The following is a 26,821-nucleotide window of genomic DNA, read 5'->3' on the forward strand; positions in this document are numbered from 1 at the left end:
ATGCTCATGGCCACGTCACTGACCGCCCGTACCCTGTTTGTTTCCGATCTTCACCTTGGCACTCGCGACTGTCAGGCAGCGCTGCTGTCGCGGTTACTGCGCCGAGTTCGCCCCGAACGCTTGTATCTGGTCGGAGATGTCATCGACCTGATCGCCATGCATCGACGCGCTGCGCTGCCTGCCGAACAGCAGCGGCTGGTAGGGCGCATCCTGCGTTTGGCCAAGGGCGGATGCGAGATCATCTATATTCCCGGAAATCATGACGCTGCGTTGCGCCAACTCTGTGGCTTGCGCATGCATAGGGTGCGTATCGAGCGTCGTGCGATCCACGAAACCGCCGACGGGCGTCGTCTGCTGGTCAGTCACGGCGACGAGTTTGATACTCACGTACGCCTGGCCCCATGGTTGATGGCCTTGGGTGATGGCATGCATCAGTTCGTGCTTTCGCTTAACCGTTGGTGCAACAAGGCGCGCAGTCTGCTGGGCTTGCCGTACTGGTCACTGGCAGCCGCGGTGAAAGGCCGTATCGGTGCCGCGCAGCGGTACGTGCAACAGTTTGAGCAGGCCGCGATCCATCAGGCCAGCCGAGAAGGTCTGGATGGCTATGTGGGGGGGCATATCCACAAGGCCGGTTTTCGCGCCCAGAATGGCGTGCTGTACTGCAATGACGGTGATTGGGTAGAGCACTGCACGGCTCTCATTGAGCGTCCCGATGGCAGTTTGGCATTGATCGATTGGGAGGGGCGTGTGATCGAGGCCGAACCCGCGATGCCACGTGCCTGCCCCGAGGGTGCCCTGGCGGGGGCCTGAGAGGGATTGAGAAGGGCCGAGAAGGGCCGAGAAGGGCGGGCTGTTACCCGCCATCGAGAGGCCCCCGTTCGCTTCCTGGCCTGACTCAGCGTTCGTTGTTCAGGCCTCTTGGCCGACAGCGGCGCCGCGGCCGCCGGTTAGCTCGCTGGCCTTTGCCAGCGTCCTGCCGGCCTCCAGCAGTTCCTCCGCCAGTCGTGGGTCATTGACCGTGCGTGCCATGGCCAGACTGCCGATCATCGCAATCATCTGACCGAGCGCGCGTTTTCGCGCGTCGCTGTCCATCTCTGATGTCCCGAGAAAGCGCTCCAGAAAGCCTTCCAGCAGGGCGGTGTAGGTGGAGCGTACCTGCTCGTCGCGCTGTGCTACATCGCTGACTAGACAGGCCAGCGGACAGGCCACCTCGTCCTTGTCGAGGGACTGACTCAGATAGGCATCGATACGCGCTTCTCGACTTTCGAGCTGCTCGAGCTCAATGGCCCCACGTCTGGCCGCATGACGAATGGCATTGGCGTAGAGCGATGATTTGCTGTCGAAGTGGGCGTAGAAGGCACCCCGGGTCAGGCCGGCGTCGGCCATCACCTCGTCGATGCTGACGGCATCGTAGCCTCGTTGGGTAAAGCAGCGGGCCGCTGCATCGAGAATGCGATGGCGGGTCTCGCGCTTGCGTTCGTTGCTCCAGGGCATGGGCGGTATCCGGCGACAAAATATGTTGTTGAACATATGGTGCCAGCGGCCATGCTGCAAGACGAGTGAGTACGACTCACACAGCAGACGTCGGCGACTGCCGGCGGTTCCGTGTCTGATAGATAGGGGAGGTTGGCATGGCAAGTGTTTATATAGTAGGTCCGTCGTTCTCGAATTTCGTGCGTAGCGTGATGCTGGTGTGTCATGAGAAGGGCATAGAGTACAGCGTTGGCCTTGAGGCCGATGGTATCTCCGTGGGGCTGCACACGCCCGAGCTGCTTGCACTCAACCCCTTCGACAAGATTCCGGTCTTGCTGCATGGCGAGCGGCGCCTCTATGAAAGTGTTGCCATCTGTCGTTATCTGGACGCCGCCTTTGAGGGCCCAGCGCTGCTGCCAACGGATATCTGGGAGCGTGCCGTGGTGGACCAGTGGTGCAGTGCATTGGCCACCCAGGTGGACCAGGCCATCGTCAGACGCTACTTGCTGGAACTGGTGTTCCCCAGGGGAGCCAATGGCCAGGTGCGTGCAGACAAACTGAGTGAAGCCACCCCGGACGCGCAGAAGATGCTGGGGATTATCGACGCACGGCTGGAGGGAAGAGACTATCTGGCGGGGAATGACTTCACTCTGGCGGATGCGCTGGCGGCCCCCATGCTGGATTACATGGTGGCCACGCCGCCTGCTCAGCCCCTGGTCGAGGCGGTCCCCCGGGTCCGCGCGTATGTGGAACGGCTAAGGGCGCGCCCCTCAGGCCAGGCGGTTCTGGTAGAACCCGTTTTTCCGGGTAGGGCCTCGGGCTAGCTCAGTCCCACCAGTGCCAGCATGGCACTGAGATATAGCGGGATGACCAGGGGCGCAGCCAGGGTGGTGATGAGCACCGCCAGCGCGCCTTTTTCTGGGGCGATACCCAGCTCCATGGCCACCACCACCACGTTGGCGGCCATGGGCACGACGCCGACCAGCAATAACGCCAGCGCCATATCCCTAGTCAGCCCGATGGTCAGCTGCAGCAGCACAACGGCTATCAGCATCAGCACTGGCCAGAGGGCGTAGCGCACTGCCACACAGGCGCCAATGAAACGACCGTCCAGCGAGCGCGGCGATACGCGGCCCAGCGTCATACCGATGATCATCATGCCGAGCAGGGTGTAGGTGGCAGGAAACACCGCCATGGCATCGGTGACCTCGGCGGGTACGTGAATGCCAATGCCTTCCACCAGCAGCGCTGCCAGAAACGCGTAGACCAGTGGCAGTCGGACAATCTTGAGCAGGCTGTCGCGCACTGAGAAGCGCCCTCTGGCACTAAGGTAAAAGCCCACGGTGAACTCGTAGAGGGTGACGCCGAGAGCGCAGAACAGATACAGCGTGACGCCCGAGGGCGGCAGCAGCACCAGCGCGACAGGCAGGCCGAAGTAGCCGGTATTGCCGGTGCCCGCCGAGAAGGCAAGCACCGATCCCTCTTCATCTGGAAGCCAACGCTTACCCAGTAGATTGACCCCCATCGCCACCAGGCTTGCGATCACGAACAAGGCTGCTGTCAGCGCCAGGTAGGCGGGGGTGGGCCCACCCAGCACCAGGGCTCTGAAGAAGGTCAACGGAGCGATCAGGTAGACCAGCAGTGTCGCCACGGGGCGAGCATCCACTCTCAACATCCTGGCTGCCAGTACCCCTAATGCGACGAAGGCGAGCAGCGTCCACAGTGGGCCCATCAGTGAGCTGGGGTCGACAGCCATGAACATCATCCTTGAGTGAGTGGCGAAGCCAACATGATGCCCGTTGGCAGTGAGGGTGTCAGTAGACCATTGATGACGCCAGCCACAGGAGTCTTTAGAATTTATGGTTATCAATTTCTCTTTTTTTATATGAAAGAAATTGAAGTTCACTCGCGAAACTTTCATTGGTGGTCACGCGGTGGAGTCGTCACAATGGCGGACATCACATGATCGGGCACCCTGTGGCGGTGATCCGCCACTCGCGATAAGGACCACTGGCTATGAGCGCACAAGAGCACCCGTTGGGCATCAGCTTTGAATTTTTCCCTCCGAACACCGATGCCGGGCGGGAGAAATTGATGCGCAACAGGGATCTTCTGGCCGAGCGTAACCCGCGGTTCTTCTCAGTCACCTACGGCGCCGGCGGCTCGACGCAGAACCGTACCATCGCGACCGTCAATGCCGTGCGTGAGAGCGGTATCACCACTGCGCCGCACCTGTCGTGCATCGGCAGCGAGAAAGCCCAGCTGCGGGATCTGCTGACAGACTACAAGGCCCAGGGCATCAATAGCCTGGTGGCGCTACGCGGTGATCTGCCTTCGGGTATGGGGGGCATCGGTGAGCTGCGCTATGCCAATGAACTGGTAGAGTTCATCCGGCAGGAAACCGGGGATCACTTCGAGATCGCGGTGGCCGCCTATCCCGAGTCGCATCCTCAGGCCCCGAGCTTTGAGGCTGATCTCCAGAATTTTGCGCGCAAGATGAACGCCGGAGCGAACCTGGCGATTACCCAGTACTTCTTCACTGCGGACGCCTATTTCCATTTCGTCGAGCGAGCGCGCCAGCTGGGCGTGGAAGCGCCGATCATTCCCGGCATCATGCCGATCACCAACTACTCCAAGCTGGCGCGTTTTTCTGACGCCTGCGGGGCGGAAATTCCGCGCTGGATTCGCAAGCAGCTGGAAGCCTACGGTGACGATAGCGCGTCTATCGCGGCCTTCGGGGAAGAGGTGATCTCGCGCCTGGCACAGCGGCTGCTGGATGGCGGCGCTCCCGGCCTGCACTTCTACACCCTGAATCAGGCAGAGCCGACGCTGAAGATCGTTGACAATCTTGCCGGTCATTGACTGTCGGGTTGACCTTCGGCGCTCACATAACAACAACGCTGGACCCTTGGCCCGATGCGGGCCACCACGATAACAAGAACGAAGGCCTCGCCATTGGCGGGGCCTTCGTCGTTGGTGGGCCTCATGGCCCGCTCCGAGTGGCCAAAAGAACGCCCCGCCAGATGGCGGGGCGAGGGTTAGTTGACGTCACATCGGCGCACTGCGCGTGTATCAGCCAGTCGTGGCACTTCTGGCGCCACCGCCGCTGGCGCGCTGCATGAAGAACAGGCCGATGGCAATGGCAAGACCCGCCAGGTCGGTGACGATGCCGCCGTAGATCAGGCACAGGGCGCCCACCAGCATCACCAGGCGTTGCCAGGCCTTGACCGGGCCAAAGAACCAGGCTTGTACGGTAGCTGCCAGCAGCACGATACCGATGGTCGCAGTGGTACCTACCCTGAGGATCTGTGCCCAGTCGCCTTCCATCAGCATGGCCGGGCTGTAGAAGAACATGAACGGCACGATGAAGGCCGCCAGGCCGATCTTGAACGAGGCCACCGAGGTCCCCATGGCGTTGTCACCTGAAATGCCTGCTGCGGCATAGGAAGCCAAGGCCACGGGCGGCGTAATGGCAGACACCACGGCGAAGTAGAACACGAAGAAGTGGGCGACCAGCGGCTGAATGCCGATATCGATCAGGCCGGGGGCGACCACCGATGCTGCCACCGCATAGGCCGCCGTGGTGGGCATGCCCATGCCCAGCAGGATCGAGATGCACATGGCAAAGAACAGCGCCAGCAGCTGACTGACGCCGGCCAATCCAAGCAGCAGGGAGGAGAAGCGAGCACCCACACCGGTCAGCGCGATGACCCCGACGATGAGGCCGGCGCAGGCACACACCGCGATGATCTGGATCGACATGGTGCCGGCCAGGCTCAAGGCGCGAAGGATGGAGCGTATTCCCATCTTGTGCGGCGACAGCCAGCTGACGACAGCCGCGGAAGCGGTGGCCAGGGTGCCGGCACGGATCACCGAGTAGCCCATGAACAAGGCTACGATCAAGATGATGATCGGAGCAAACAGGTAGACCTGCTTGATCAGCGATGAGAACTGGGGAATTTCTTCCTTGCGCATGCCACGCATGCCCTTGCGGGCCGCCTCGAAGTCAACCATGAAGTAGACGGAGGCAAAGTACAGGATGGCGGGAATCAGCGCCGCGACCGCGATCTCGGTATAGGGAATCCCGGTGATCTCGGCCATGATAAAGGCCCCTGCACCCATGATCGGCGGCATGATCTGGCCGCCAGTAGAAGCAGCGGCTTCGATGGCGCCGGCGCTTCGGGCGGGGTAGCCGACTTTCTTCATCAGCGGAATCGTAAGCGAGCCGGTGGATACCACGTTGCCGGCACTGGTGCCGTTGATCATGCCCATCAGGCCAGAGGCAAAGATCGAGACCTTGGCCGGGCCACCGCGCGCACGACCGGCACCGGCGAAGGCAAAGTTGACGAAGTAGTCGCCGACCTTAGACGCCTGCAGGAAGGCGGCAAAGATGATGAACAGGATGATATAGGTCGATGACACGGCGGTCGTCGGCCCCAGAATGCCAGCATCGGTGTAGACCTGGCTGAAGAAACGTCCGAGTGACAGCCCGGGGTAGCCGAGGAAGCCCGGCAGCCAGGGGCCCATGAACACGTAGGCCAGGAAGATCGCCGAGATGACGACCAGCGCCAGGCCGGCCACCCGGCGGGTGAGCTCCAGGATCAGCAGCGAACCGGCGATGGCGGCCCAGCTGATACCCATGGGGGCAAATGAGGTGCCGGTCGAGGCGCGCAACGGACTGTTGAAGACCACCAGCAGGTAGCCTGCCACGGCGGCGGCACAGACCATCAGCACCACGTCAGCAAGCAACAGCTGATGACGCGCCTGGCGAGGAATCCATGACAGCGCGATGGCCCCCAGGGTGGCGATGATCAGGGGGGCGCCGTAGTGCCAGTTTTCGATGGCAGGATCGATGCGCATGGCGCCGCCTGCCATGGTCTGCTGCATCAGCACCGTCTGCAGCAATGCGTAGGCGGCAGGCACCAGCAGGACCAGAGCAATAATGCTGGCCCAGCGGGGGGCGCCGTCCTGGCCCTCCTCAACGAAGCGGGAGCCGGTATACAGGCCAAAGCCGAGGATCAGGGCGCCGGCGATATGGATAATGCGGAACGACCAGGTCTCGATGGGATAGATATTGAGGGAGACCAGGTGAAAGACGGTATAGGCCACGGCCAGAATGCCGAATAGCCACCACTTGCCGCCTTCGAACAGACGACGATTGGGTTCGACGGCTTCGTCGTCGACGCCCGAGGCGACGATGGGTTCGACCGGAGTGTCGGTCGCCTGCTCGTCGCGGGGAGAATCGGGGGTGTGAGTCATGGAGCGATACCTTGGGAAACGAACGACCGGCCAGTGCCCCGCCCGCAGCCTGGCTGCGGGCGGGTAACAGCGTTACTGCTTGACCAGAGACGGATCGATCTCGTAGCCGTTTTCTTCGTACCAGCGCGCGGCGCCGGGGTGGAACGGCAGCACGGTGTTGTACTGAATGTTGTCAGGGATGGTGGTGGCGGCACTGCGGTGCACGTCCAGCATCTTGTCGTTGTTTTCCATGGTTACCTTGGTGACCTCGTAGACAAAGTCTTCCGGCAGGTCACAGCCAGCGATGGCGAAGTTCCACATGGACACCGCACGGGCATCTTCCTCGAGGGTCGTGTAGGTGCTGGCCGGGATCTGGAAGGCCGAGACCGGGAAGGCCTCGAGGATCTGCTGCTGCTCTTCCTCGGTGAATTCGATGATGTTGACGTCCGTCTGCACTTCGAGCTGGCTGACCGCAGGGATCGGAATGCCGGCGGCAAAGGCAATCACGTCGAGCAGGCCGTCCTGCAGCTGACCGCCAAGGTCAGACCAGCCTCCGTTGCGGCGATCAAAGTTGACGCCCAGCTCTTCCAGAATGGCCGGGAAGTAGGTGTCGGAGGTGGAGGCTGCCGGGCCGAAGCCGATACGGGCGCCGTCGGGAATCTCGGAGATTGAGGTGATGCCGCTGTCGGACAGGGCGGTGATGGAGAACGGAGTCTCGTACATCGGGAACAGGGCACAGACGTTGTCCATCTGGATGCCAGGGGCCAGCGGGCTCTTGCCGTTCACTGCGTCGGAAGCCGGACCCATGGTGGTCAGGCCGAAGGCGACATCGCCACCGTGTACCAGGGCCAGGTTCTGTGTCGGGCCGCCGGTGACTTCGCCGCCACCGGACAGACCGAGCTGGTCAGCGACCAGGTTGGCCCAGCCGGAGCCGTAGACGAAGTAGGTGCCGCCTTGGCTCGCGGTGCCAACGGTGAAGCTCTCAGGCCAGTCTTCGCGATCTGCCTGAGCAGCAGCGGAGACCAGCAGGGTGCCGGCAAACGTGGTGGCGAGGACGCCGGTGAGGAGGCGAGTGGAGGTGCTCATGCAATGTCTCCCAATGCGATGGACGTTGTGATTATGGGTCGTGATGACGGTGCTGCGATCTCAAGCGTAGTCAGAGATGACGAAATGAGATGGCAGTTGGCCGTCAGTCGGTCAACGCAATAAACATCGCAAGGGGTGTGCCTTTTTAATAAAAGGCTAATAAATTCAAGTTTTTATGATTTTTTATTTAGACAATAGTCGAAAACGCTGTGACGCCTCATGTCCGATATCTCGCACGGATGGCCGAAGCGGGTGTGCGGAAATCCGCATGTTGGCCCAGGCAGGGCACGTCCTGGCGGCGTAGTGATCTACCAGGACGGTGGCAAGGGGTCGGGACGGGGTATCCTGCAGTGCTTTTCAGTTCCGCTTTCTGGGTCAGTACCGCTTTCTGAGTCAGTACCGCTTTCCGGGTCAGTGGCGCTTGCCGGGATCGAGAATGCGCACTGGCTGAATCTCTTCTGCCGCTGGGGCGTCGTGTTCCTGATTGACCCGTGTCGCCAGCTCCTCGAGCACGTCGTCTTCGATCGGCAGCTGCTCGAAGAAGTCACAGCTGACGCATTCTCTGTAGCGCACGCCGTTCTGCTCCCAGGCGCGGATGCGGTCCATTTCAGCACAGCGTGGGCAGACCACGCCGGCGATGAAACGTTTCTTTACGGTCATCGTTGTCTCCGTATAGGGCGACGCCTCCGCAAGGTGCGGAGGCGTCGATGGTCACGGGTATCAAGCGGCGCGAATACCACTGTGGCGTAGCAGCGGTTCGATACTGGGATCGCGACCGCGGAAGGCCTTGAACAGGTCCGCGGCGTCACGGGCTCCACCCTGCTCAAGGATTTCGCGGCGGAAGCGAGCACCGGTCTCGGCGTCAAAGGTGCCGGCTTCCTCGAAGGCACTCCAGGCATCGGCGGACAGCACTTCTGCCCACTTGTAGCTGTAGTAACCTGCCGCGTATCCGCCGGCGAAGATGTGACCGAAGCTATTCTGGAAGCGGTTGAAGTCGACTCTGGGGACCACCGATACCTTCGCTCGCACGTCATCCAGCAGCGCCTGAATCTCCGCCGCGCTGGGCGCCGCTGGTTCCAGGTGCAGGCGGAAGTCGAACAGCGACAGCTCTACCTGGCGCAGCAGACCCATGGCGGACTGGAAATTCTTGGCTGCGATCAGCTTGTCGAACAGCTCGTCAGGCAGCGGCTCGCCGGTCTCGACATGTCCAGAGATCAGGTCAAGCCCCTCACGCTCCCAGCAGAAATTCTCCATGAATTGGCTAGGCAGCTCGACGGCATCCCAGGCAACCCCATTGATACCGGAAACATCGGCAACGTCCTGGCGGGTCAGCATGTGATGGAGACCATGCCCGAACTCATGGAACAGCGTGGTGACCTCATCGTGGGTCAGCAGTGCCGGCTTGTCGCCGACCGGGCGGGTGAAATTGCAGGTCAGGTAGGCCACCGGCAGCTGCAGCTCACCGTCGCGGCGACGGCGGACACGGCATTCATCCATCCAGGCTCCGCCTCGCTTGCCCTCGCGAGCATAAAGGTCGAGGTAGAAGCCGGCGATGGGGGCGCCGTTTTCATACAGCCGGTAGAAGCCCACATCTGGGTGATAGGTGGGAGCGTCGCTGTCGCGCTCGACCTGCACGCCGTAGAGCCTTTCCACCACGCTGAACAGGCCTTGAACCGCCTTGGGGGCCGGAAAGTAGGGACGCAGCTGCTCCTGGGAAATGGCGTAGCGCGCTTCACGCAGCTTCTCGCTGGCAAAGCCGATGTCCCAGGGGGCCAGAGCCTCCAGACCCAAGGTGTCCTTGGCGAAGGCATCCAGCTCGCTGAATTCCTGCTGGCCCTGGTCCAGCGCGCGCTCGGCCAGGTCGTCGAGGAAGCCGACGACCTGGCTGGGGCTGTCGGCCATCTTGGTGGCCAGTGAGTAGTCGGCGTAGGTCGCAAACCCCATCAGTTCGGCCATCTCGCGACGCAGTGCGAGGGTTTCTTCCATGATCGGGGCGTTGTCATATTCGCCGGCATTGGGCCCCTGGTCCGAGGCACGAGTGACGAAGGCGGTGTACACCTCTCGGCGCAGTTCGCGGTCCTCGGCATAGGAAAGCACCGGGAAGAAACTGGGGAAGTCGAGGGTGATGCGATACCCCTTCTTGCCCTTGGACTCAGCGTTGGCTGCCAGTGTATCGAGGGCGCTCTGGGGCAGCCCCCCCAGACGGCTGTCGTCCTCGAGGTCCAGCGACCAGGCCTGGGTAGCATCCAGCAGCTGATTGGAGAAGGTGCTGGACAGGCTCGAGAGGCGTGAGCGGATTTCCGCCGAGCGCTGCTTCTTGTCGGCCGGCAGGTCGACGCCTGCCAGGCGAAAATCACGCAGTGCGTTGTTCACGGCGCGTTGCTGGGCGTCACTGAGGGTCGCGAAGTCTGGACTATCCTTGAGCGCCTGCCAGGCACGAAACAGCCCTTCATGCTGGCTGATCCAGGTGCTGTAGGCGGAGAGCTTCTCGAGACAGCCATCGTGAGCCTCACGCAGCTCAGGGGTGCTCATGGTCGAGTTGAGGTGGGAGACCGGCGACCAGGCCTGTGCCAGGCGATCGCTCAACTCCTCCAGTGGCGCCGCCAGGCTGGCCCAGGTGGGCGTCGCTTGCTCGGCTTCAGCCACCAGTGCTTCGACACCGTCGCGCAGCTCCTCAAGCAAGGTGTCGACCGCCGGGGCGACATGCTCAGGGCGAATCTCACCGAAGGGCGGCAGGGTGTGGCGTTCAAGCAGCGGGTTGCGGGACATGTGCACCTCTCGAATTCGACAATGGTTCAGTAAATGCGGGCGACTGTCGCCTGTTTCAATGTGCTAGTCTTGCGCCCTTCGTTTTTCTCGATGTGGACACCGAAAGACCATGAACCAGACGCTGGAACGCTGGAGTTCGCGCCGCGCCTTTATCCTGGCCGTGACCGGGGCCGCCGTGGGCCTCGGCAACATATGGCGCTTCCCCTATATCACCGGCGAAAACGGGGGAGCTGCCTTCCTCTTGCTGTATGTGGGGTTTGTGGTGGTGCTGGGCCTGCCCGTGATGATGGCCGAGATCATGATCGGCCGGGCCGGACGCAGGAGCCCGATGCAGTCGTTGGCGGAGCTGGCACGCCAGCGTGGCACCTCGACTCACTGGAAGTGGCTTGGTCTGTTCGGGGCCTTTACCGTCTTCTGTATTCTGTCGTTCTACTCGGTGGTGTCCGGCTGGTCCATCGATTTCATGGTCAACGCCTTCAGCGGCGGCTTTGCCGGCAAGAGTGGCCCGGAGATCGGCGCTGGCTTCGACGCCTTTCTCGCAGACCCACTGCGCATGACGTTCAACCACACCCTGTTTTTGGTCATGACCATGGTGGTGGTGGCCGCGGGTGTGGCCAAGGGGCTCGAGCGCCTCAATAACCTGCTGATGCCTGCGCTGTATCTGTTATTGATCGTGCTGGCTGGCCACGCCGTGACCATGGACGGTTTTGGTCCCGCCATGGCATGGCTGTTCACACCGGATTTTTCGGCGCTGACGCCGATGGTCTTCGTCCATGCCATGGGCCATGCCTTCTTCACCCTGGCGGTGGGTGCCTGTGCCTTGATGGCCTACGGCGCTTACATGCCTGACCATCAAAGCCTGCCCGGTGCCGCCGGTGCAGTGGCGGTGCTGGACGTGCTGGTCGCGCTGCTGGCCGGTATCGCCATCTTCTCGGTGGTGTTCACCCAGGGCATGGATCCTGGCGAAGGCCCTGGCCTGGTCTTTGTCACACTGCCGGTGGCCTTTGCGGATCTGCCTGGCGGTGCCTTCTGGCTTGGGTTGTTCTTCCTGTTGCTGTTGCTGGCGACCTGGACGTCGTCGATCAACCTGGCCGAACCGATGGTATCGACCCTGGTGGGATGGGGGCTCAGTCGTCGTCTGGCGGCATTGGCGGTGGGCATCTGCGTGTGGTTGGTGGGGCTATTATGTGTGCTGTCGTTCTCTACCTTGAGTGACGTCCACGTGATTGGCAGCATGAACTTCTTTGGCGTGGTCAGCACCATCCCGCCCGAGATCTTCCTACCCCTCGGCGGCCTCTTGATCGCCATCTTTGCCGCGTGGGTAATGCCTGAGCGCGAGGCGCTGCGGGCGCTGGATGCTGGTCCCAACGGCTTTCGCGTGTGGCGCGCGGTCGTTCGCTGGGTCTCTATTCCGCTGGTGCTGGTGGTGCTGTTCAGCAGCCTGCTGTAGCCGCCGCTGACCGCGTTGCCCTTGTACCAGCCACGCTTCTCGAATAGCTGATAAGGAGTGCCGAGCATGACCGATAGTAACGACAACGCAGCGTCTGGCTCCCCCGTGTCGTCGCCCGCTCCCGTTTTTCCGGTGATCCGCTCCTGGCAGGGCAAGGCGCCGGTGCTGGGGGCGCGGGTCTACGTCGACCCCCAGTGCATGGTGCTGGGTGACGTGGTGTTGGGAGATGACTGCTCGGTGTGGCCGATGGCGGTGATTCGTGGTGACATGCACCGCATCCGCATCGGCTCCCGCACCAGCGTGCAGGATGGCAGCGTACTGCACATCACCCATGCCAGCGATTTCAATGCGGGGGGCTGGCCCTTGACCATCGGTGATGAGGTCACCATCGGCCACAAGGCCGTGCTGCATGGCTGCACCTTGGGTAACCGGATCCTGGTTGGCATGGGGGCCATCGTGATGGACGGGGCGGTGGTCGAGGATGAGGTGATCATCGCCGCCGGCGCCGTGGTGCCGCCCGGCAAGCGGCTGGAAAGCGGATACGTCTATGCCGGCAACCCGGCCAAGGCATTGCGCCCCTTGAAGGACAGTGAGCGGGCCTTCTTCCCCTATACCGCCGGCAACTACGTGAAGCTCAAGGATCAGTATCTTGAGGAAAATGCAGCCGGTTAACGTCGGTGCCGCAACGAGAGCACATCAGAAAACGCTGCCAAGGCAGCGTTTTTTTATGCTCATGTTCATTCCAACCAATTGTTTCTATTGAACTGCCGGGCGATAATCTGGTCATTTATCCAGTGCTGTATGTTTTTCGAGGAGCCTTCCCGGCATGGCCAACTTCCGCACCCACCTCAGCGTGGCCGCCGCCGGCGGCGCGGTGCTGGCCCATGGAGGCTGGCAGGCGGGGCTATGGTCGGCGCTCGATAGCCTGCCGATTCTGGCGCTGACCACCCTGGGTGGGATTTTGCCGGATATCGACTCGGACAGCTCCAAGGCCATCCGGCTGGTCTTCAACCTGCTGGCGGTGCCTGCGGTGGTGGCCGGGGCGGTGATGCTGCAGGAGCGGCTGAGCGACGGCACCCTGCTGTTGGTCTGCGGAGGTATCTATCTGGCGGTGCGCTATCTGGCGGGGGCGATATTCGCCCGCTTCACGGTTCATCGTGGCCTGTGGCATTCACTGCTGGCAGCGTCGATGTGCGGGTTGGCCACGAGTGCCATCAGTCATCGCTTGTTTGCCCCGCCTGATGCCATGGCCTGGGCCCACGGGGCCGCGCTGACCATGGGGTTTGCCATCCACCTGTTGCTCGACGAGCTGTACAGCGTGGACCTGGATGGGGCGCGCCTGAAACGTTCCTTCGGCACCGCTTTCAAGCCGTTCGACTGGGGCGACCCTGGCAATTCCGTGGCGATGCTGTGCGTTACCTTGAGTCTTGCGCCTTGGCTGCCTTCCTGGGATGTCTTGCAGGGATTGCTCGATCAGGGCGTCGCACTGGTGTCATCGCGCTGGCGATAGTCATCCGGCTTGAGCTCATGTTTCTTGAGCTTGTCGTAAAGCGTCTTGCGCGGCAGTCCCAGGTGCTCACACACGTCGTTGATCCGGCCATGATGTCGTGCCAGCGATTGACTCAACAGCTGCTTTTCGAAGAGTTCGACTTGGCGGGGCAGGGGAAGCTCGCCGCCGTCACTGCCGACGCCTTCCATCAAGGCGTCGAGGCGATAGTCGCAAGTACTGCCGAGCAGCACGTAGCGCTCCGCCAGGTTGCGCAGCTCGCGGGCGTTGCCGGGCCAGTCGTGGGCCAGCAGCACCGAGACTCCAGGCGCGTCCAGGGGAGGCGCTTCCATGCCGCTGCGGCTGGCCGCGACCGCCGCGAAGTGCTGAAACAGCAGGGGAATGTCTTCGCGTCGCTCCCGCAGGGGCGGGATCGACAGCGTGACGACATTGAGGCGGTAGTAGAGGTCTTCCCGGAATTCGCCTGCTTCGGCGGCTTCTCTCAGGTCGATCTTGGTCGCGGCAATGACCCGGATATCCAGCGCCACAGGCGTGTTGCTGCCAAGCCGCTCCACCTGCCGTTCCTGCAGCACCCGCAGCAACTTTACCTGGAGTGCCAGCGGCATCGATTCGATTTCATCGAGGAAGACAGTGCCCCCCTCGGCGTGCTCGAACTTGCCAATACGCCTTTCCACGGCGCCGGTAAAGGCGCCTTTCTCGTGTCCGAACAGCTCCGACTCGATGGTGCTTTCCGGCACAGCGCCGCAGTTGATGGCGACGAAGGGCCTGCCGCCCCGGGCGCTGCGTTCATGAATCGCCCTTGCCACCAGGTCCTTGCCGGCGCCTGTCTCGCCGAACAACAGCACATCGGCTTCCACTTGGCTGATGCGTTGCACCATGGAGGATAGCCGTTTGATGGCCGGCGTGCGCCCGACCAGGCGGGGGCCGGGTGCCGTCTGCTGGGCCTCCAGCTCCGCCTTGAGATAGCGGTTCTCCAGGCTCAACCGGCGCTTGTCGATGCCGCGCCGAACCACCTCACTCAGGCGTTCACTGGGGAAGGGCTTTTCGAGAAAGTCCCAGGCCCCCTCGCGCATGGCTTCCACCGCGGTGGACACGTCGCCATGGCCGGTAATCAGCACCACGGGAAGGTCGGGATCACGCTGGCGAATTTCCTTGAGCAGGGCCATCCCGTCCATGCCAGGCATGCGAATGTCGCTGATCACCACGCCAGAGAAGTCCTTGTTTAACGTGGCCAGGGCCTGTTCGGCACTGGCGAAGGGCTCGGGGTGGTAACCCGCCAGCTCCAGGGTCTGGCCAAGGGTGACCCTCAGGTGCTCCTCGTCATCGATGATCATCACGGGGGGCGCGTCAGACATGGGGCGGCTTCTCTTGGTAGGGCATGGAACCGGGAGCCGGTGTGCTGGCGGCCCGTGGAAGGTCGATGGTAAAGCGTGCACCGCCCAGTGGCGAGACGCTGGCGGCCAGCCGTCCCCCCAGATCATCAATGATTCGGGCAGAGATGGACAGCCCCAAGCCAAGTCCGGCACCGGGTGCCTTGGTGGTGTAGAAGGGTTCGAAGACCTGGCGTCGTTGTGGTTCCGGAATGCCGGGGCCGTTGTCATCCACTCTGATGGTAATGCTGTCCTCGGTGGCCGCGACACCGAGGACAAGCTTTGGCTCGGCGACGTGGGCCATGGCTTGCAGCGCATTGCCGATCAGGTTGACCAGCACCTGTTCCAGCCGGACCAGGTCAGCCAGCACCCATGGCGCTTCGTCGGGAAGGTCGAACACGACGTCGACATGCTGCTCGTCCAGACGTGTCTTGAACAGCCGCAGCGCATAGTCAATGCAGGCACGGGTGGACACTGGACTCGGTGGCTCCCCGCTCTTGCGTGAGAACTGGCGCAGCTGGGCGCTGATGTCGGCCATGCGTCCAGTGAGTTCAATGATCTCGCCCAGATTGGTGTCGACCGTGTCCAGACGTTCCCGGGCGAGAAAGCCTCGGGCATTCTCCGCGTAGGCGCGAATCGCGGCCAGCGGTTGGTTCAGCTCATGATTGATACCGGCAGCCAGCTGACCGAGAACGGCCAGCTTGGCCGCCTGGATCAGCTCGTCGCGGGTCTGTCGCAGGGTGGCTTCGGTGCGCCGGCGCTCATCGATTTCCGCGGACAGACGCTGGTTGCTGGCGACCAGATCCTGGGTGCGGCTGGCGACGTTGCGCTCCAGTTCATCTCTGGCCTTGGCCAGGGTGGTGCGTTCCCGTTCAGCAAAGGCCTCGCGCTCGCGACGAAGTCGGTGCCGTTGCCAGCCAACGCCGCAGGCCAAGGCCAGCAAGCCATACAGCCCCCCGCCCATCAGCATGGCTTGCCACTGGGCGTCATTGACCGGGCCCATGGGCTTGAGAATATGCATCTGCCAGCCAAGCGTCGCAAAGTCGCGGGTAACGCTCAGATACCGTTGGTCGGCCAGCGGGCCTTGGGTAAAGCCCACCAGGCGTGCCCCTTGGTCCAGCTGGTCGTGGGTGAACAGGTGGCTGGCGGTCAGCGGCTCGTCGGCGTAGCGACGTGATGAGCGCAGCTGGTCAAGGCGCTCGGGGCTGAGAGGATCGAGCGACGTAAGTCTCAGTTCTGGCTGGCTGGACATGAACACGATACCGTTCTGATCGACCACCAGCAGGCTGGAGTTTGGGCCTTGCCAGCTGGCTTCCAGCGCGTCGACGCGAATCTTGACCACCATGACGCCGGCGGGGGTCGCGTCCGGTGCGGTGTCATCCAGCCAGACCGGGGCCGAAAAGTAGTAGCCACGATCCATGGAGACTACGCCGAGGCCGTGGAAGCGGCCATAGTGCCCGGCAATGGCATCCTGGTAGTAGGGGCGAAAGCGGTAGTTTTCGCCGATGAAGGTATCTTCGCGGTGCCAGTTGCTGGCCGCCAGCGTTGTGCCTTCGGCATCGAGCAGGTAAATGTCCGACACCCCGGTGGTACTTCTGAAGCGATTGAACAACCGGTTGAGCGGCATGGCGTTCTGGTCGTCGGGTGCACTCAGGTAGCGCTTGACCGTCTCCCGCGTGGCGAGAAGTTCTGGCAGATATTCATGGCGGGACAGGTAGCCGGTGAGGCCGGTGGCCGATAGCCTCAATTCGGTTTGCGCATCTCGTTGCAGGGTGGTCAGGGCGCGCTCCCTGGCGATATCCGCACTTTGCCAGATGACCAGCGCCAGGCCGAGGATGAGCGCGGCCAGCAGGGCCAGGGTAAGCGGACGCCGGTGGCGTGTCTTTTGCCCGCTCATCATCGCCTAGAGTGACCGTCTCGGAGGCATCACCTGGGCCCGTCTGAGCGCTCGCTGCGCCCGCGTTTCGGCGCGTTCCATCTCGAGCAGGCCTTCCTCGACATAGACCAGGTGTTCATGGGAGCGTGCCTGGGCATCTTCTGCGCGGCCCTCGAGAATGGCGTCGAGCAACGCCCGGTGCTGGGTCATGAGCCGTGGGCGCGACTCGGGCTTCTCGAACAGGTGGGCCAGGTTGTCCACGATGCTGCGCTCCAGCAGGTGGAAGATGCCGCGGATCGTGTGCAGCAGCAGGACATTATGGGCGGATTCGGCGATCGCCAGGTGAAAGGCAGCGTCCGCCTTGGCTTCGCCCTTGGGGTCCTCGCCGAGAAAGGCGACCTCGAGTTCCTCGAAGCGTTGGATCAGCAGTGCCTTGTCCGTGGGTGTGGAGCGCAGCGCCGCATAGTAGGCGGACAGGCCTTCCATGGCATCACGGAATTCCAGAAGATCCAGGTGGAACTCACCGTGTCGCGACAACATTTCCAGCAGCGGATCACTGTAGCCGCTGTTCAAGGATTCCGTGATGTAGGTGCCACCACCCTGTCGACTTACCAGCAGCCCCCTGGCAGCCAGTTTCTGGATGGCCTCTCGCAGAGACGGACGCGATACGCCAAAGCGCTCAGCCAGCTCGCGCTCGGGAGGCAGTCGCTGGCCTGGCGTCAGGCTGCCTTCAAGAATCAGCGCCTCGAGTCGTTCGGTAATCACGTCGGCCAGGCGTGGCTGGCGCACGGGTTGGTAAGCCATGTGGGCGTCACTGGTCTGTGAGATGTGTCCAGAGTGTACCGCTTAGAAATTGGTATTACCAAAAAATGAGCATGATGAGACGTCATGCAGTCTGTGGATACTCGCCAGCAATTCAATAGCTTGTGGCGCCGTTAATTTCCTGTAATACCAAAGTATAGAGGGATTGCTGGGCAAAAGCCGGCAACAGGTTTGACACTGTAGTGGCGCGACTCTACTGTGCCTTTATTCGGCGTTGTCAATTGGTTTTACCAATTTACCCAATTCGCGGGGTAGGCCTTGTGCCACCAGCGTCCGTACCTGACTTGATAGGCCTTTTCGGCAGCTCTCTGTTGGCTATGGAGCATGGGTCAAGCCAGGGCGGGGAACAATAAACGACAGCGCCTGCCGTGCCTGACCCTGAGGACCCCACCATGACCGCCGTCAAGTTATACCCTCCTCGACCCGACAAGGTTTACTTGTTTGGGACCTGCCTGATCGACATGCTGTATCCCGAGGCCGGGCTGGATAGCCTGCGCCTGCTGGAGCGAGAAGGCATCGAGGTCATCTACCCCCAGGACCAGACGTGCTGCGGTCAGCCGGCCTATACCTCTGGGTATCATAGTGAGGCTCGTGAAGTGGCGCGGGCTCAACTCGACCTGTTTCCCGGGCCCTGGCCCATCATCGTGCCGTCCGGCTCCTGTGGCGGCATGATGCGAACGCACTACCCGGACCTGTTTGCGGGAACCGAGGACGAGGCGAAGGCTAGAGAGTTGGCGAGCCGGGTCTTCGAGTTGACCGAGTTCCTGGTGCACGTCTGTCACCTGACGCTTGATGATCGGGGCGCCCCGGAAAAGGTGGCGATGCATACCTCTTGCAGTGCGCGCCGTGAGATGGGCCTGGCTGACACCGGGCCGGCTCTGTTGCAGCGCCTGGGGCATGTCGAGTTGGTAGAGCAGGAACGAGCCAGCGAGTGCTGTGGATTTGGTGGAACCTTTGCGGTGCGCCACCCAGAGGTGTCCGGCGCCATGGTCGAGGACAAGAGTCGTGCGCTGGAGGCCGCAGGCGCGGATCACTTCGTCACCTCTGACTGCGGCTGCTTGATGAACATCGGTGGACGCCTGGCTCATCGCGACAGCTCGCTCAAGGGTGAGCATATCGCTTCCTATCTGTGGCGGAGGACCTCATGAACCAGCCGGTACAGACGTTCACTCCTCAGGCGTTTCATCAGCAGGCCCATGCGGCGCTGGAGAACCCTCAGATCCGTGCCAATTTCCGTAAGGCCATGGATGGACTGATGGGCAAGCGGCGCGAGGCGTTTTCAGATTGGGATCTGGAGACCTTGCGCCAGCTTGGCGCCAATATTCGCCTGCGTGCCCTGTCCAAGCTGCCGGACCTGCTGGAGCAGTTGGAGGCGAACTGCGAAGCCAACGGTATTCGCGTTCATTGGGCGGAGAATGGCGAGCAGGCCTGCGCAATGATCACGGAGATCTGCCAGCAGCATGGCGCCTCTTCGGTGATTAAGGGCAAGTCCATGGTGTCCGAGGAAATGCACCTCAATGCTCACCTCGAGCAGGCCGGTATCGAGGCGCTCGAATCCGATTTGGGAGAGTACCTGGTCCAGCTCAACGAGCAGACGCCCTCGCACATCATCATGCCGGCGATTCACCTTAATACCGATGAAATCTCCGACATCATGCATGACCGCACCGGGACGGAACGCACCCGGGATGTCGATGCCATGACGGCCGCGGCACGTGCCCAACTGCGCGAGCGATTCATGGCGGCAGATGTCGGGGTATCCGGGGTCAATTTTGCGGTCGCCGAGACAGGCACGTTGTGTCTCGTGGAAAACGAAGGCAATGGCCGTATGACGACGACGGCGCCGCCCGTGCATATTGCGGTGACAGGTATCGAAAAGGTGGTGGAGCATCTCGCGGATGTTGCCCCGCTGTACGCATTGCTGACCCGCTCGGCGACCGGTCAGCATGTCACCACCTACTTCAACATGATCAGTTCACCGCGCAAGGCGGGTGAGCACGATGGGCCCAAGGAAGTTCACCTGGTGCTGGTGGACAGCGGACGTTCGCGGATCTATCAAGATGACGAGCTGCTGGATACGTTGCGCTGCATCCGCTGTGGGGCCTGCATGAACCACTGCCCGGTCTACACTCGGGTCGGTGGGCATACCTATGGCACCACCTACCCAGGGCCGATTGGCGCCATCCTCATGCCTCACCTGATGGGGCTGGAAGCCACCAAGGACCTGCCGTCGGCATCGAGTTTGTGCGGTGCCTGTGGCGAGGTCTGCCCGGTCAAGATCCCCATTCCCGATCTGCTGGTGCGGTTGCGTCGTGAAGCGGTCGGTGACGGAGTCGGTAATGTGCCGGGAGCCGGCGTCAAACGGTCGCGCAAGGAAGTGGCCGCCTGGAAAAGCTGGCAGTGGCTGGCGACGCATCCCAATGCCTGGCGCGGCGCCAGTCTGATCGCCGGTAGTTTCAGGGGGCTGGCACCGTCTCACCTGGGGCCATGGACGGAGTACCGCACGGCTCCCAAGCCTGCAAAGTCGTCGCTTCATACGCTGATCAAGCGTCACCGCAAGGAGCAGGATTCATGAGCGCAAGAGACAGTATCCTGGCTCGCCTGCGAGATCGCCAAGGCAGCGCTCTGGTAGCGCCGGAAAGTGACTTCGCTGTCGTGACAGGACGGGGCTGGTCCCGTGAAGAGCGGGCGGAGCGGTTCACTCGCTGGATTACTTCGGTGCATGGCGAGGTGGTCCGCTGCAACACGGCGGATTGGACCGATGCGCTTGCACGTGTGCTGGCAGAAAAGCAGATTCGCCGGCTGGCGCTGGGGCGACAGCATCCAGTGGCCCTGGCCGCGCGCGATGCCCTGGCAAGCCACCAGGTGGAGCTGATCGATGCCGATCGCGACATCGAGGCCTGGCAGGAGGAGCTGTTTCAGCATGTCGACGCGGGGCTGACGTCAACCCGTGGCGGGATTGCTGAGACGGGCAGCCTGTGGCTATGGCCCGACGCGGACGAGCCGCGCCTGCTGAGCCTCGTGCCACCGCTGCATATTGCGGTGCTGGATGTCGACGCCATCGAGGATACGCTGTTCGATGTCATCACTCATCAAGGGTGGGCGAGCGGCATGCCGACCAACGCTCTGTTGATTTCTGGTCCCAGCAAGACGGCGGACATCGAGCAGACCCTGGCCTACGGGGTGCACGGCCCTCGCGAGTTGGTAGTTATTCTGCGCGACGGTTGACGCACCGATACGCGAAGAAAGTACGACACTACCGAGTCGGCCTGCGCGGATGACCCTGACGTTTGTCATATAAGTTGGCTATAGTGTTGTGCTTCCGATATCGCATAGTTGTCGGTGCACGGAGTGCAACCCGTTACATGGAGGCAGGCATGTCGAAACAACCGCTGGGCGAAAAGCGCCCGATATTCCTTTCCTTTTCCCCAGTGGTGCTGGTCGGCGGATTGTCGCTGGCAGTGTTGCTGGCGGGCTGTCAGGAAGGAGCGGACGGAGAGTCCGCGAATGATGGCCAAGCCAGCTCATCTGCCCAGGGCCGCTTTATCGAGGCGCCGGAAAGTGCGGCCGGCGAAACGATCGAAGGCGAGCTGACATCGCAGAGTGGCGTCAACCTCAACAATGGGTCGCGCTTTGGAAGCCACTGGGTCTGTGGCAGCGAAGGTGCGGGTGAGCTGTATCAGCTGGATTCGCCGTTCGCCGCCACGCTCTCGGTCTATGACGAACGTGGCCGTTGGCAGGGCGGGGCGGAAAGCTCTGAGCAGGCGCCGGCATCGCTGCTGCTGGGGCCGTCAGAAGGTTGCTCGCTGGTGGTCGTCAACAGCACCGACATGTCCGGCTTTGGCCCCTATGCATTGACACCTTCCCAGCAACAGGGCGCCGAGTCGCTGACGGATGGCGAGGCTGTCGTCGGCGTTCTGGGCGAGGAGACGGCCAGTTACCCCATCAGCCTGGACGACACCCGTCAGGTCACTCTGACGCTGGCCGGCGCGTCCAGTGCCGCGCTGGTGCTCGAAGGCAACGATGCATCCCACAAGGCAGCCCGCTGTGGCGATGACCAGCAGACGCTGGAGGCCTTCCTGACGCCTGGCGATTACGAGGTGCGTCTGGTGCCGGGTCAGCCGGTGAAGGAGCGGGTGGATGTTGCCTGTGAAGATGACTTCGTCAGCGTGGGCGGCGGCTATCGTCTGACGATGGAACAGGCTGACCTGTCGCGTGGCGAGCGCAACAGCGGTCCGCTGCGTTCTGGTGACAGCATTACCGGCACGCTGGATGACGCCTCTTCCAGCAACACCTACGAGCTTTCTATTGCAGAGCCCACCAACGTCACTCTGTCGCTCAGCTCAGATGACTTCGATACGGTTCTGCAGGTGCGCGGCGGCCAGACCAACATCGATGTCGATGACACTGGCAGCGGCACCAATTCCCTGCTTGAAAGCGTTCTCATGCCAGGCGACTACCGCGTGGTGGTCACTGGCTATGGCGGAGAGTCCGGAGCCTATGCACTTGAGCTCGACACGACGCCGTTTGATGGCGAGCTGAAGAACGATGGCGAGCTCGTTCCTGGCGAATCCGTTCAGGGCATGGCGGGTGGTATGCAGCCCAATACCTACACCCTGACCATCGAACAGGCCTCCGAAGTATCGATCGGAGTGTCGTCCTCGGCGTTTGATACCCAGCTCTATCTGGAGGGCAACGGGGTAGCCTTGAGCGATGATGACGGCGGTGGTGGCACCAACTCCCGCATCGATACCGTGCTGGAGCCGGGCAGCTACCGGGTCGAAGTCAGCAGCTACTCGGGTTCGTCAGCCGGGACCTTCCTGCTCGAGTCCAGCGTCAATGCCTTTGACGGTGAGTTGCGAAACAGCGGCGAACTGCAGTCAGGCGAGACGGTGCGAGGCATGCTGGGAAGCAGCGGTAGCAATGGCTACACCTTTACGCTTGATGAGGCGGCTGAAGTGACGCTGGAACTGAACTCCAGTGCCTTCGATGCCTTGCTGGGCTTGAGCGGAGGAAGTGTCGACACCAGTGACGACGATGGCGGTTCTGGCACCAATTCGCGCATCCATGCCGTACTGGAGCCGGGTACGTATCAGGTGAGCGCGCAAAGTTTCAGTGGCAGCGGCAGTTATTCACTGAGGCTGACACAGCAGCCGTTCAGCGGCGATTTCCGCACCGGTGGTGAGATTCGCACTGGCGAAACGGTGTATGGCCAGCTTGAGGTCAATGGCGAGCTGACCTATACCCTGGTCGTCGAGGAGGCTGGTGTGGTCAGCGTCGAGACCCAGTCGGAGGCCGTGGATACCCTGCTGGAGCTCGAGGGTAATGGCGTCTTCTTTCAGGATGACGACAGCGGCAGCACCGACCTCGGGTCATTGATCGAGACCACGCTGGAGCCTGGTGAGTACCAGGTCTCGGTCACCGGCTACGGTGGCAATGGCGGCATTGTTCGCGTCGATGTCAGGCCCTGATAACCGGTGCCAGGATAGCAGGCCTACTTGTGGAGGGCGGGTCTGCGCATCTGCGCGAAGCAGGCCTGCTGACTAACCCCGAAGCGCCAAACGCCACTCTCAGGAGTGGCGTTTTTGCATCTGAACAGCTGCAATACTAGCCATCGGACAGGGAGAGCATCATGACGGCCATTTCCACCACACCCCCCAGCATCTCCATGGACTCGCTGGTCGAGCGATTGAAGCAGCATCTGCCAGACGCGCGCCTGGTCACCGACCCATTGCGACGCTTGGCCTATGGGACGGATGCCAGCTTTTATCGGTTGGTGCCAAGCCTGGTGGTGCGGCCGCAGACCGAGCAGGAGCTGCGCTTTGTGATTGAGGCCTGCCGCGAGGGGCACTGGCCGATGACCTTTCGCGCGGCCGGCACGTCATTGTCCGGGCAAGCCATCACCGACGGTGTATTGATTCAGCTCGGCCGTGGTTGGCGGGGTGCCGAAGTGCTCGACAATGGGGCTCGCATCGACCTGCAGCCCGCTGTCATTGGTGCCAGGGCCAACGAATTGCTGGCGCCCTTCGATCGCAAGATCGGCCCTGACCCTGCGTCCATTGCCAGCTGCATGATCGGCGGTATCGCGGCGAATAACGCATCCGGCATGTGTTGTGGCACCGCTCAGAATACCTATATGACGCTCGACAGTATCCGCGTGGTGCTGCTGGATGGTGCTGTGCTCGATACCGCTGACACGGCCAGTGTCGAGGCGTTCCGCAAGAGTCACGCGGTGCTGCTGGACGGGTTGGAGCGGCTGGCCGCCGGCGTGCGTACCGATGTCGAACTGGCAAAGCGTATTCGCCACAAGTACCGGCTCAAGAATACCACCGGCTACGCGCTGAACAGTCTGCTGGATTACCGTGATGGCGTCGACATCCTGGCCCACCTGATGATCGGGTCTGAAGGGACTCTCGGTTGTATCACGCGCATTACGTATCACACCGTGCCAGAACCACCCCGTCGTGCAGCGGCCATGATCTTCTTCCCCGACCTGGGCAGTGCCTGTCGTGCGACCATCGCGCTCAAGGGTACGGGGGTAGCGGCAGTAGAGCTGATGGATCGTGCCGGACTCCGCGCGGTGGAGCGGCAGCCAGGGATGCCCGAGCACCTTCGTGATCTGCCGTCAGGTGCCACCGCGCTGCTGGTGGATGTTCGTGAGCAGGATGGCGACACCTTGGCTGCGCGTATCGATGACGTCAATCAGGCCCTTGAGGGCATCATGACGCTGGAGCCTGTCACCTTCACTGAAGATCCCGTCAGCTACGCCCTCTACTGGAAAGTGCGCAAGGGGTTGTTCCCGGCGGTGGGTGCCGTTCGCGACCTGGGGACGACGGTGATCATCGAAGACGTTGCCTTTCCGATCGAGCGGCTGGAGGAGGGCGTTGCCGCGCTGACCGCCGCGTTCAAGCGCCATGGCTATGACGATGCCCTGCTGTTTGGTCACGCGCTTGAGGGCAACCTGCATTTTGTTTTCCCACAGGGCTTCGAGCGCGCGGGCGAAAAAGAGCGTTATCAGGCCTTGATGGCTGACGTCGCCCAACTGGTGGCGGTTGAGTTCGGTGGCTCCCTGAAGGCGGAGCATGGCACAGGCCGCAACATGGCCCCCTTTGTCGAGCTGGAATGGGGCAAGGAAGCGTATGACCTGATGTGGCAGATCAAGGCGCTGTTCGACGCGGACCATCTGTTGAATCCCGAGGTCATGCTGACCCGAAATCCAACCTTGCACCTCGAGAACTTGAAGCCTCTGCCCGAGGCTGACGCCATCGTCGATCGCTGCATCGAATGTGGCTTCTGCGAAGCGGTGTGCCCCTCCCGGGAACTGACGCTGACACCCCGCCAGCGCATCGTGCTGACGCGTGAGCAGGCCAGGCTGGCCAACCTTGAGCAACCCACCGATGCAGACAGGGAGCGGTCGGAAGCCTTTGGTCGGACAGCACTTTATGACATCGATACGTCCTGTGCGGCAGATGGTATGTGTGGTACCCGCTGTCCCGTCGGCATCAATACCGGCGAGCTGGTGCTTGCCATGCGTGAAGAGCGGCATGTCGGCAAGCAGCAGTTGGCGAGACGCATCGGACGGCATTTTTCCGGTGTGACCCGAGTCGCACGAAGTGGCCTGCGAGGGGCAAGCGTCGCAAGGGCGGTGATCGGCGACAGGCTGATGGCGACGGCAAGCCAGGGCTTGCACCGGGTCAGCAACAAGAGGATTCCCCAGTGGATTCCGTCGATTCCCGCGGCCGCCCCCATTCGCGTGTTGTCATCCGTGGCCCAGGTGGGCGAGGGGCGCGACCCAGTGGTGTACTTTCCCTCCTGTGCTACGCGAGTCTTCGGCGCAGACAAGCGCGACAGCAGTGCGCGGGCGGTAATGGAAGTGGTACTGGCGCTTCTGGACAAGGCCGGCTATGACGTGATCATTCCTGAAATGCCGGGTCATCTGTGCTGTGGCATGCCCTTTTCCTCGAAGGGGATGGCGAATGAGGCCATGCACAAGGCGAGGGAGTTGAACCGAGAGCTCTTGGCCGCAAGCCATAACGGCAGGGTGCCGATCCTCTTTGATACCAGCCCCTGCAGTCAGCAGGTGGAGCAGCACCTTGATGCGCGTTTGAAGATTCAGGAGCCGGTCGCGTTTGCCCATGACTATCTGCTGCCTCGCCTGGACATCGCCCCGGTGGAAAGCAAGGTCGCCGTTCATGTGACCTGCTCCAGTCATCGCAAAGGCCTGACTGAGGCGTTTATCGCGCTGGCTCGTGCATGTGCCAAGGACGTTGTCGTTCCAGAGGGCATCAGCTGCTGTGGTTTTGCGGGCGACAAGGGTTTACGGGTGCCAGAGCTGACCGCATCGTCCCTGCAGGACCTTGCGGGGCAAGTGGTGGGCTGCGAATTTGGTGTCTCCAATTCGCGAACCTGTGAAATGGGGATGACCGAGCACTCAGGCCTGACGTACCACTCAATCCTTGAGCTGCTTGATCGTGCCAGCCAGCCGAGGGGCGTCAACTCATAGCACACTTCTGCGCGCGCCTTTATGGGTAGAGGTGCGGCTTGGCGCCCCGATAGAAGTCGCCAACGGAGTGTAGATAGAGCGCGTGTGCAGGAGCGTATGACCGGGTGTGTGACAAAGAAGAGACAGGGCGATGAACTTTTTTGATTCAGGCTATTGCCAAGCTGCCTCGAGATCCGTAAAGTACGCATCCGCTGCCGGCGACGAGCAAACGTCACAGGCGGTGAAGAGTGGTAAAAGTAGTTGATTTGAAAAGGCTTTTTTAAGCTTCTCGGAAAAATCACTGCTTGACGAGCAACGAGAAATTGGTAGAATGCTCGCCACTTGATCGGAGTCGCCGACAGGGCATCGAAGGATGTGCTGAGGCACGCTTCGCTCTCTTTTGAAGTCTGCAAGCATCGCTTGCAGGACGCAAAAGAAAGCGCTTGACGAAACGCTTCGATTCTGTAGAATACGCCTTCCTCGCAGGGCGCTGAGCAAAGCGCTCGGCAACAGCGAGGCGCTCATTGAGCTCACCAGAGTCAAGAGCACGCTCTTTAAAAATTGATCAGGTAATTCATGTGGGCGCTTGCCGATGAGTCAGTGACAATGTCACTGAAATATCAAGGCAAGCGACTCGTCAAACGAGACGTTTGAACCTTGAGCCAAGTTTGGTCCGCTTAACGGACTATCAGACTTTAAACTGAAGAGTTTGATCATGGCTCAGATTGAACGCTGGCGGCAGGCCTAA

Annotated in this window: 20 protein-coding genes; 11 read left to right on the plus strand and 9 right to left on the minus strand. The window is 61.8% G+C overall.

The features are described from left to right. The first annotated feature begins 6 nt into the window (after window positions 1-6). Entirely contained in the window at window positions 7-810 is an 804-nt protein-coding gene (locus KUV72_RS08875; RefSeq protein ID WP_222162128.1) for a UDP-2,3-diacylglucosamine diphosphatase, read from the plus strand. A 99-nt stretch (window positions 811-909) separates the two neighbouring features. Here KUV72_RS08875 and KUV72_RS08880 read toward each other — a convergent pair whose 3' ends face one another. Beyond that, the gene (locus KUV72_RS08880; RefSeq protein ID WP_222238035.1) at window positions 910-1,494 is read right to left on the minus strand and encodes a TetR/AcrR family transcriptional regulator; all 585 of its coding nucleotides are present in this window, start codon (window positions 1,492-1,494) and stop codon (window positions 910-912) included. A gap of 137 nt (window positions 1,495-1,631) precedes the next feature. Between KUV72_RS08880 and KUV72_RS08885 the strand changes: the two genes are divergently transcribed. After that, window positions 1,632-2,297, plus strand: a complete 666-nt coding sequence (locus tag KUV72_RS08885; RefSeq protein ID WP_222238036.1) for a glutathione S-transferase family protein — start codon at window positions 1,632-1,634, stop codon at window positions 2,295-2,297. Here KUV72_RS08885 and KUV72_RS08890 read toward each other — a convergent pair. Further along, entirely contained in the window at window positions 2,294-3,229 is a 936-nt protein-coding gene (locus tag KUV72_RS08890; RefSeq protein WP_222238037.1) for an AEC family transporter, read from the minus strand. The two genes, KUV72_RS08885 and KUV72_RS08890, sit on opposite strands and share 4 nt — an antisense overlap. Window positions 3,230-3,489: 260 nt before the next feature. Between KUV72_RS08890 and metF the strand changes: the two genes are divergently transcribed. Further along, the gene (gene metF / locus KUV72_RS08895; protein ID WP_206942538.1) at window positions 3,490-4,335 is read left to right on the plus strand and encodes a methylenetetrahydrofolate reductase [NAD(P)H]; all 846 of its coding nucleotides are present in this window, start codon (window positions 3,490-3,492) and stop codon (window positions 4,333-4,335) included. Between the two features lie 210 nt (window positions 4,336-4,545). Here the strand turns inward: metF and KUV72_RS08900 are convergent, their stop codons facing one another. From KUV72_RS08900 to prlC, 4 genes are all read right to left on the minus strand, one after another. After that, entirely contained in the window at window positions 4,546-6,732 is a 2,187-nt protein-coding gene (locus KUV72_RS08900) for a TRAP transporter permease (protein ID WP_206942539.1), read from the minus strand. A gap of 72 nt (window positions 6,733-6,804) precedes the next feature. Next, window positions 6,805-7,797, minus strand: coding sequence for a TAXI family TRAP transporter solute-binding subunit (locus KUV72_RS08905; RefSeq protein WP_206942540.1), 993 nt, complete (start codon window positions 7,795-7,797; stop codon window positions 6,805-6,807). 411 nt (window positions 7,798-8,208) lie between these two features. Next, window positions 8,209-8,457: a YheV family putative zinc ribbon protein gene (locus KUV72_RS08910; protein ID WP_206942541.1), complete on the minus strand. Its 249-nt coding sequence runs from the start codon at window positions 8,455-8,457 to the stop codon at window positions 8,209-8,211. A 60-nt stretch (window positions 8,458-8,517) separates the two neighbouring features. Next, on the minus strand, window positions 8,518-10,566 hold the full coding sequence (gene prlC / locus KUV72_RS08915; RefSeq protein WP_222162124.1) for an oligopeptidase A: 2,049 nt from the start codon (window positions 10,564-10,566) through the stop codon (window positions 8,518-8,520). A 109-nt stretch (window positions 10,567-10,675) separates the two neighbouring features. Here prlC and KUV72_RS08920 point away from each other — a divergent pair, with 109 nt between their 5' ends. The 3 genes from KUV72_RS08920 (at window position 10,676) to KUV72_RS08930 (ending at window position 13,526) form a co-directional block, all read left to right on the plus strand. After that, window positions 10,676-12,016 carry a sodium-dependent transporter gene (locus KUV72_RS08920; RefSeq protein WP_206942546.1) on the plus strand — a complete coding sequence of 447 codons (1,341 nt, stop codon included), beginning with the start codon at window positions 10,676-10,678 and terminating at the stop codon, window positions 12,014-12,016. A 66-nt stretch (window positions 12,017-12,082) separates the two neighbouring features. After that, a complete protein-coding gene (locus KUV72_RS08925) occupies window positions 12,083-12,688 on the plus strand; it encodes a gamma carbonic anhydrase family protein (RefSeq protein WP_222238038.1) in 606 nt (201 codons plus the stop codon). A gap of 154 nt (window positions 12,689-12,842) precedes the next feature. Then, window positions 12,843-13,526: a metal-dependent hydrolase gene (locus KUV72_RS08930; protein ID WP_206942548.1), complete on the plus strand. Its 684-nt coding sequence runs from the start codon at window positions 12,843-12,845 to the stop codon at window positions 13,524-13,526. Here KUV72_RS08930 and KUV72_RS08935 read toward each other — a convergent pair. Genes KUV72_RS08935 through KUV72_RS08945 form a run of 3 tightly spaced genes read right to left on the minus strand, consistent with a single transcriptional unit; the run spans window position 13,490 to window position 17,573 of the window. Then, on the minus strand, window positions 13,490-14,878 hold the full coding sequence (locus KUV72_RS08935; RefSeq protein WP_206942549.1) for a sigma-54-dependent transcriptional regulator: 1,389 nt from the start codon (window positions 14,876-14,878) through the stop codon (window positions 13,490-13,492). The genes KUV72_RS08930 and KUV72_RS08935 overlap by 37 nt on opposite strands. Then, on the minus strand, window positions 14,871-16,790 hold the full coding sequence (locus KUV72_RS08940) for an ATP-binding protein (RefSeq protein ID WP_222238068.1): 1,920 nt from the start codon (window positions 16,788-16,790) through the stop codon (window positions 14,871-14,873). Before KUV72_RS08940 ends, KUV72_RS08935 begins: the two co-directional genes overlap by 8 nt. Before the next feature lie 6 nt (window positions 16,791-16,796). After that, window positions 16,797-17,573, minus strand: a complete 777-nt coding sequence (locus tag KUV72_RS08945) for a GntR family transcriptional regulator (RefSeq protein WP_206942550.1) — start codon at window positions 17,571-17,573, stop codon at window positions 16,797-16,799. Window positions 17,574-17,983: 410 nt separating this feature from the next. Between KUV72_RS08945 and KUV72_RS08950 the strand changes: the two genes are divergently transcribed. The 5 genes from KUV72_RS08950 (at window position 17,984) to KUV72_RS08970 (ending at window position 26,094) form a co-directional block, all read left to right on the plus strand. Then, window positions 17,984-18,739 carry a (Fe-S)-binding protein gene (locus KUV72_RS08950; RefSeq protein ID WP_222238039.1) on the plus strand — a complete coding sequence of 252 codons (756 nt, stop codon included), beginning with the start codon at window positions 17,984-17,986 and terminating at the stop codon, window positions 18,737-18,739. Beyond that, window positions 18,736-20,166, plus strand: coding sequence for a LutB/LldF family L-lactate oxidation iron-sulfur protein (locus KUV72_RS08955; protein WP_206942552.1), 1,431 nt, complete (start codon window positions 18,736-18,738; stop codon window positions 20,164-20,166). The genes KUV72_RS08950 and KUV72_RS08955 overlap by 4 nt, the downstream gene beginning before the upstream one ends. Further along, complete coding sequence (locus KUV72_RS08960; protein ID WP_222238040.1) at window positions 20,163-20,819, plus strand: lactate utilization protein C; 657 nt, start codon at window positions 20,163-20,165, stop codon at window positions 20,817-20,819. Before KUV72_RS08955 ends, KUV72_RS08960 begins: the two co-directional genes overlap by 4 nt. 149 nt (window positions 20,820-20,968) lie before the next feature. Further along, window positions 20,969-23,062: a hypothetical protein gene (locus KUV72_RS08965; protein ID WP_222238041.1), complete on the plus strand. Its 2,094-nt coding sequence runs from the start codon at window positions 20,969-20,971 to the stop codon at window positions 23,060-23,062. Window positions 23,063-23,223: 161 nt separating this feature from the next. Continuing rightward, window positions 23,224-26,094, plus strand: a complete 2,871-nt coding sequence (locus KUV72_RS08970; RefSeq protein WP_261317413.1) for an FAD-binding and (Fe-S)-binding domain-containing protein — start codon at window positions 23,224-23,226, stop codon at window positions 26,092-26,094. Window positions 26,095-26,821: the final 727 nt, after the last annotated feature.

This window comes from Halomonas sp. DP4Y7-1 (assembly GCF_019800705.1).
Taxonomy (GTDB): Bacteria; Pseudomonadota; Gammaproteobacteria; order Pseudomonadales; family Halomonadaceae; genus Halomonas; species Halomonas litopenaei_A.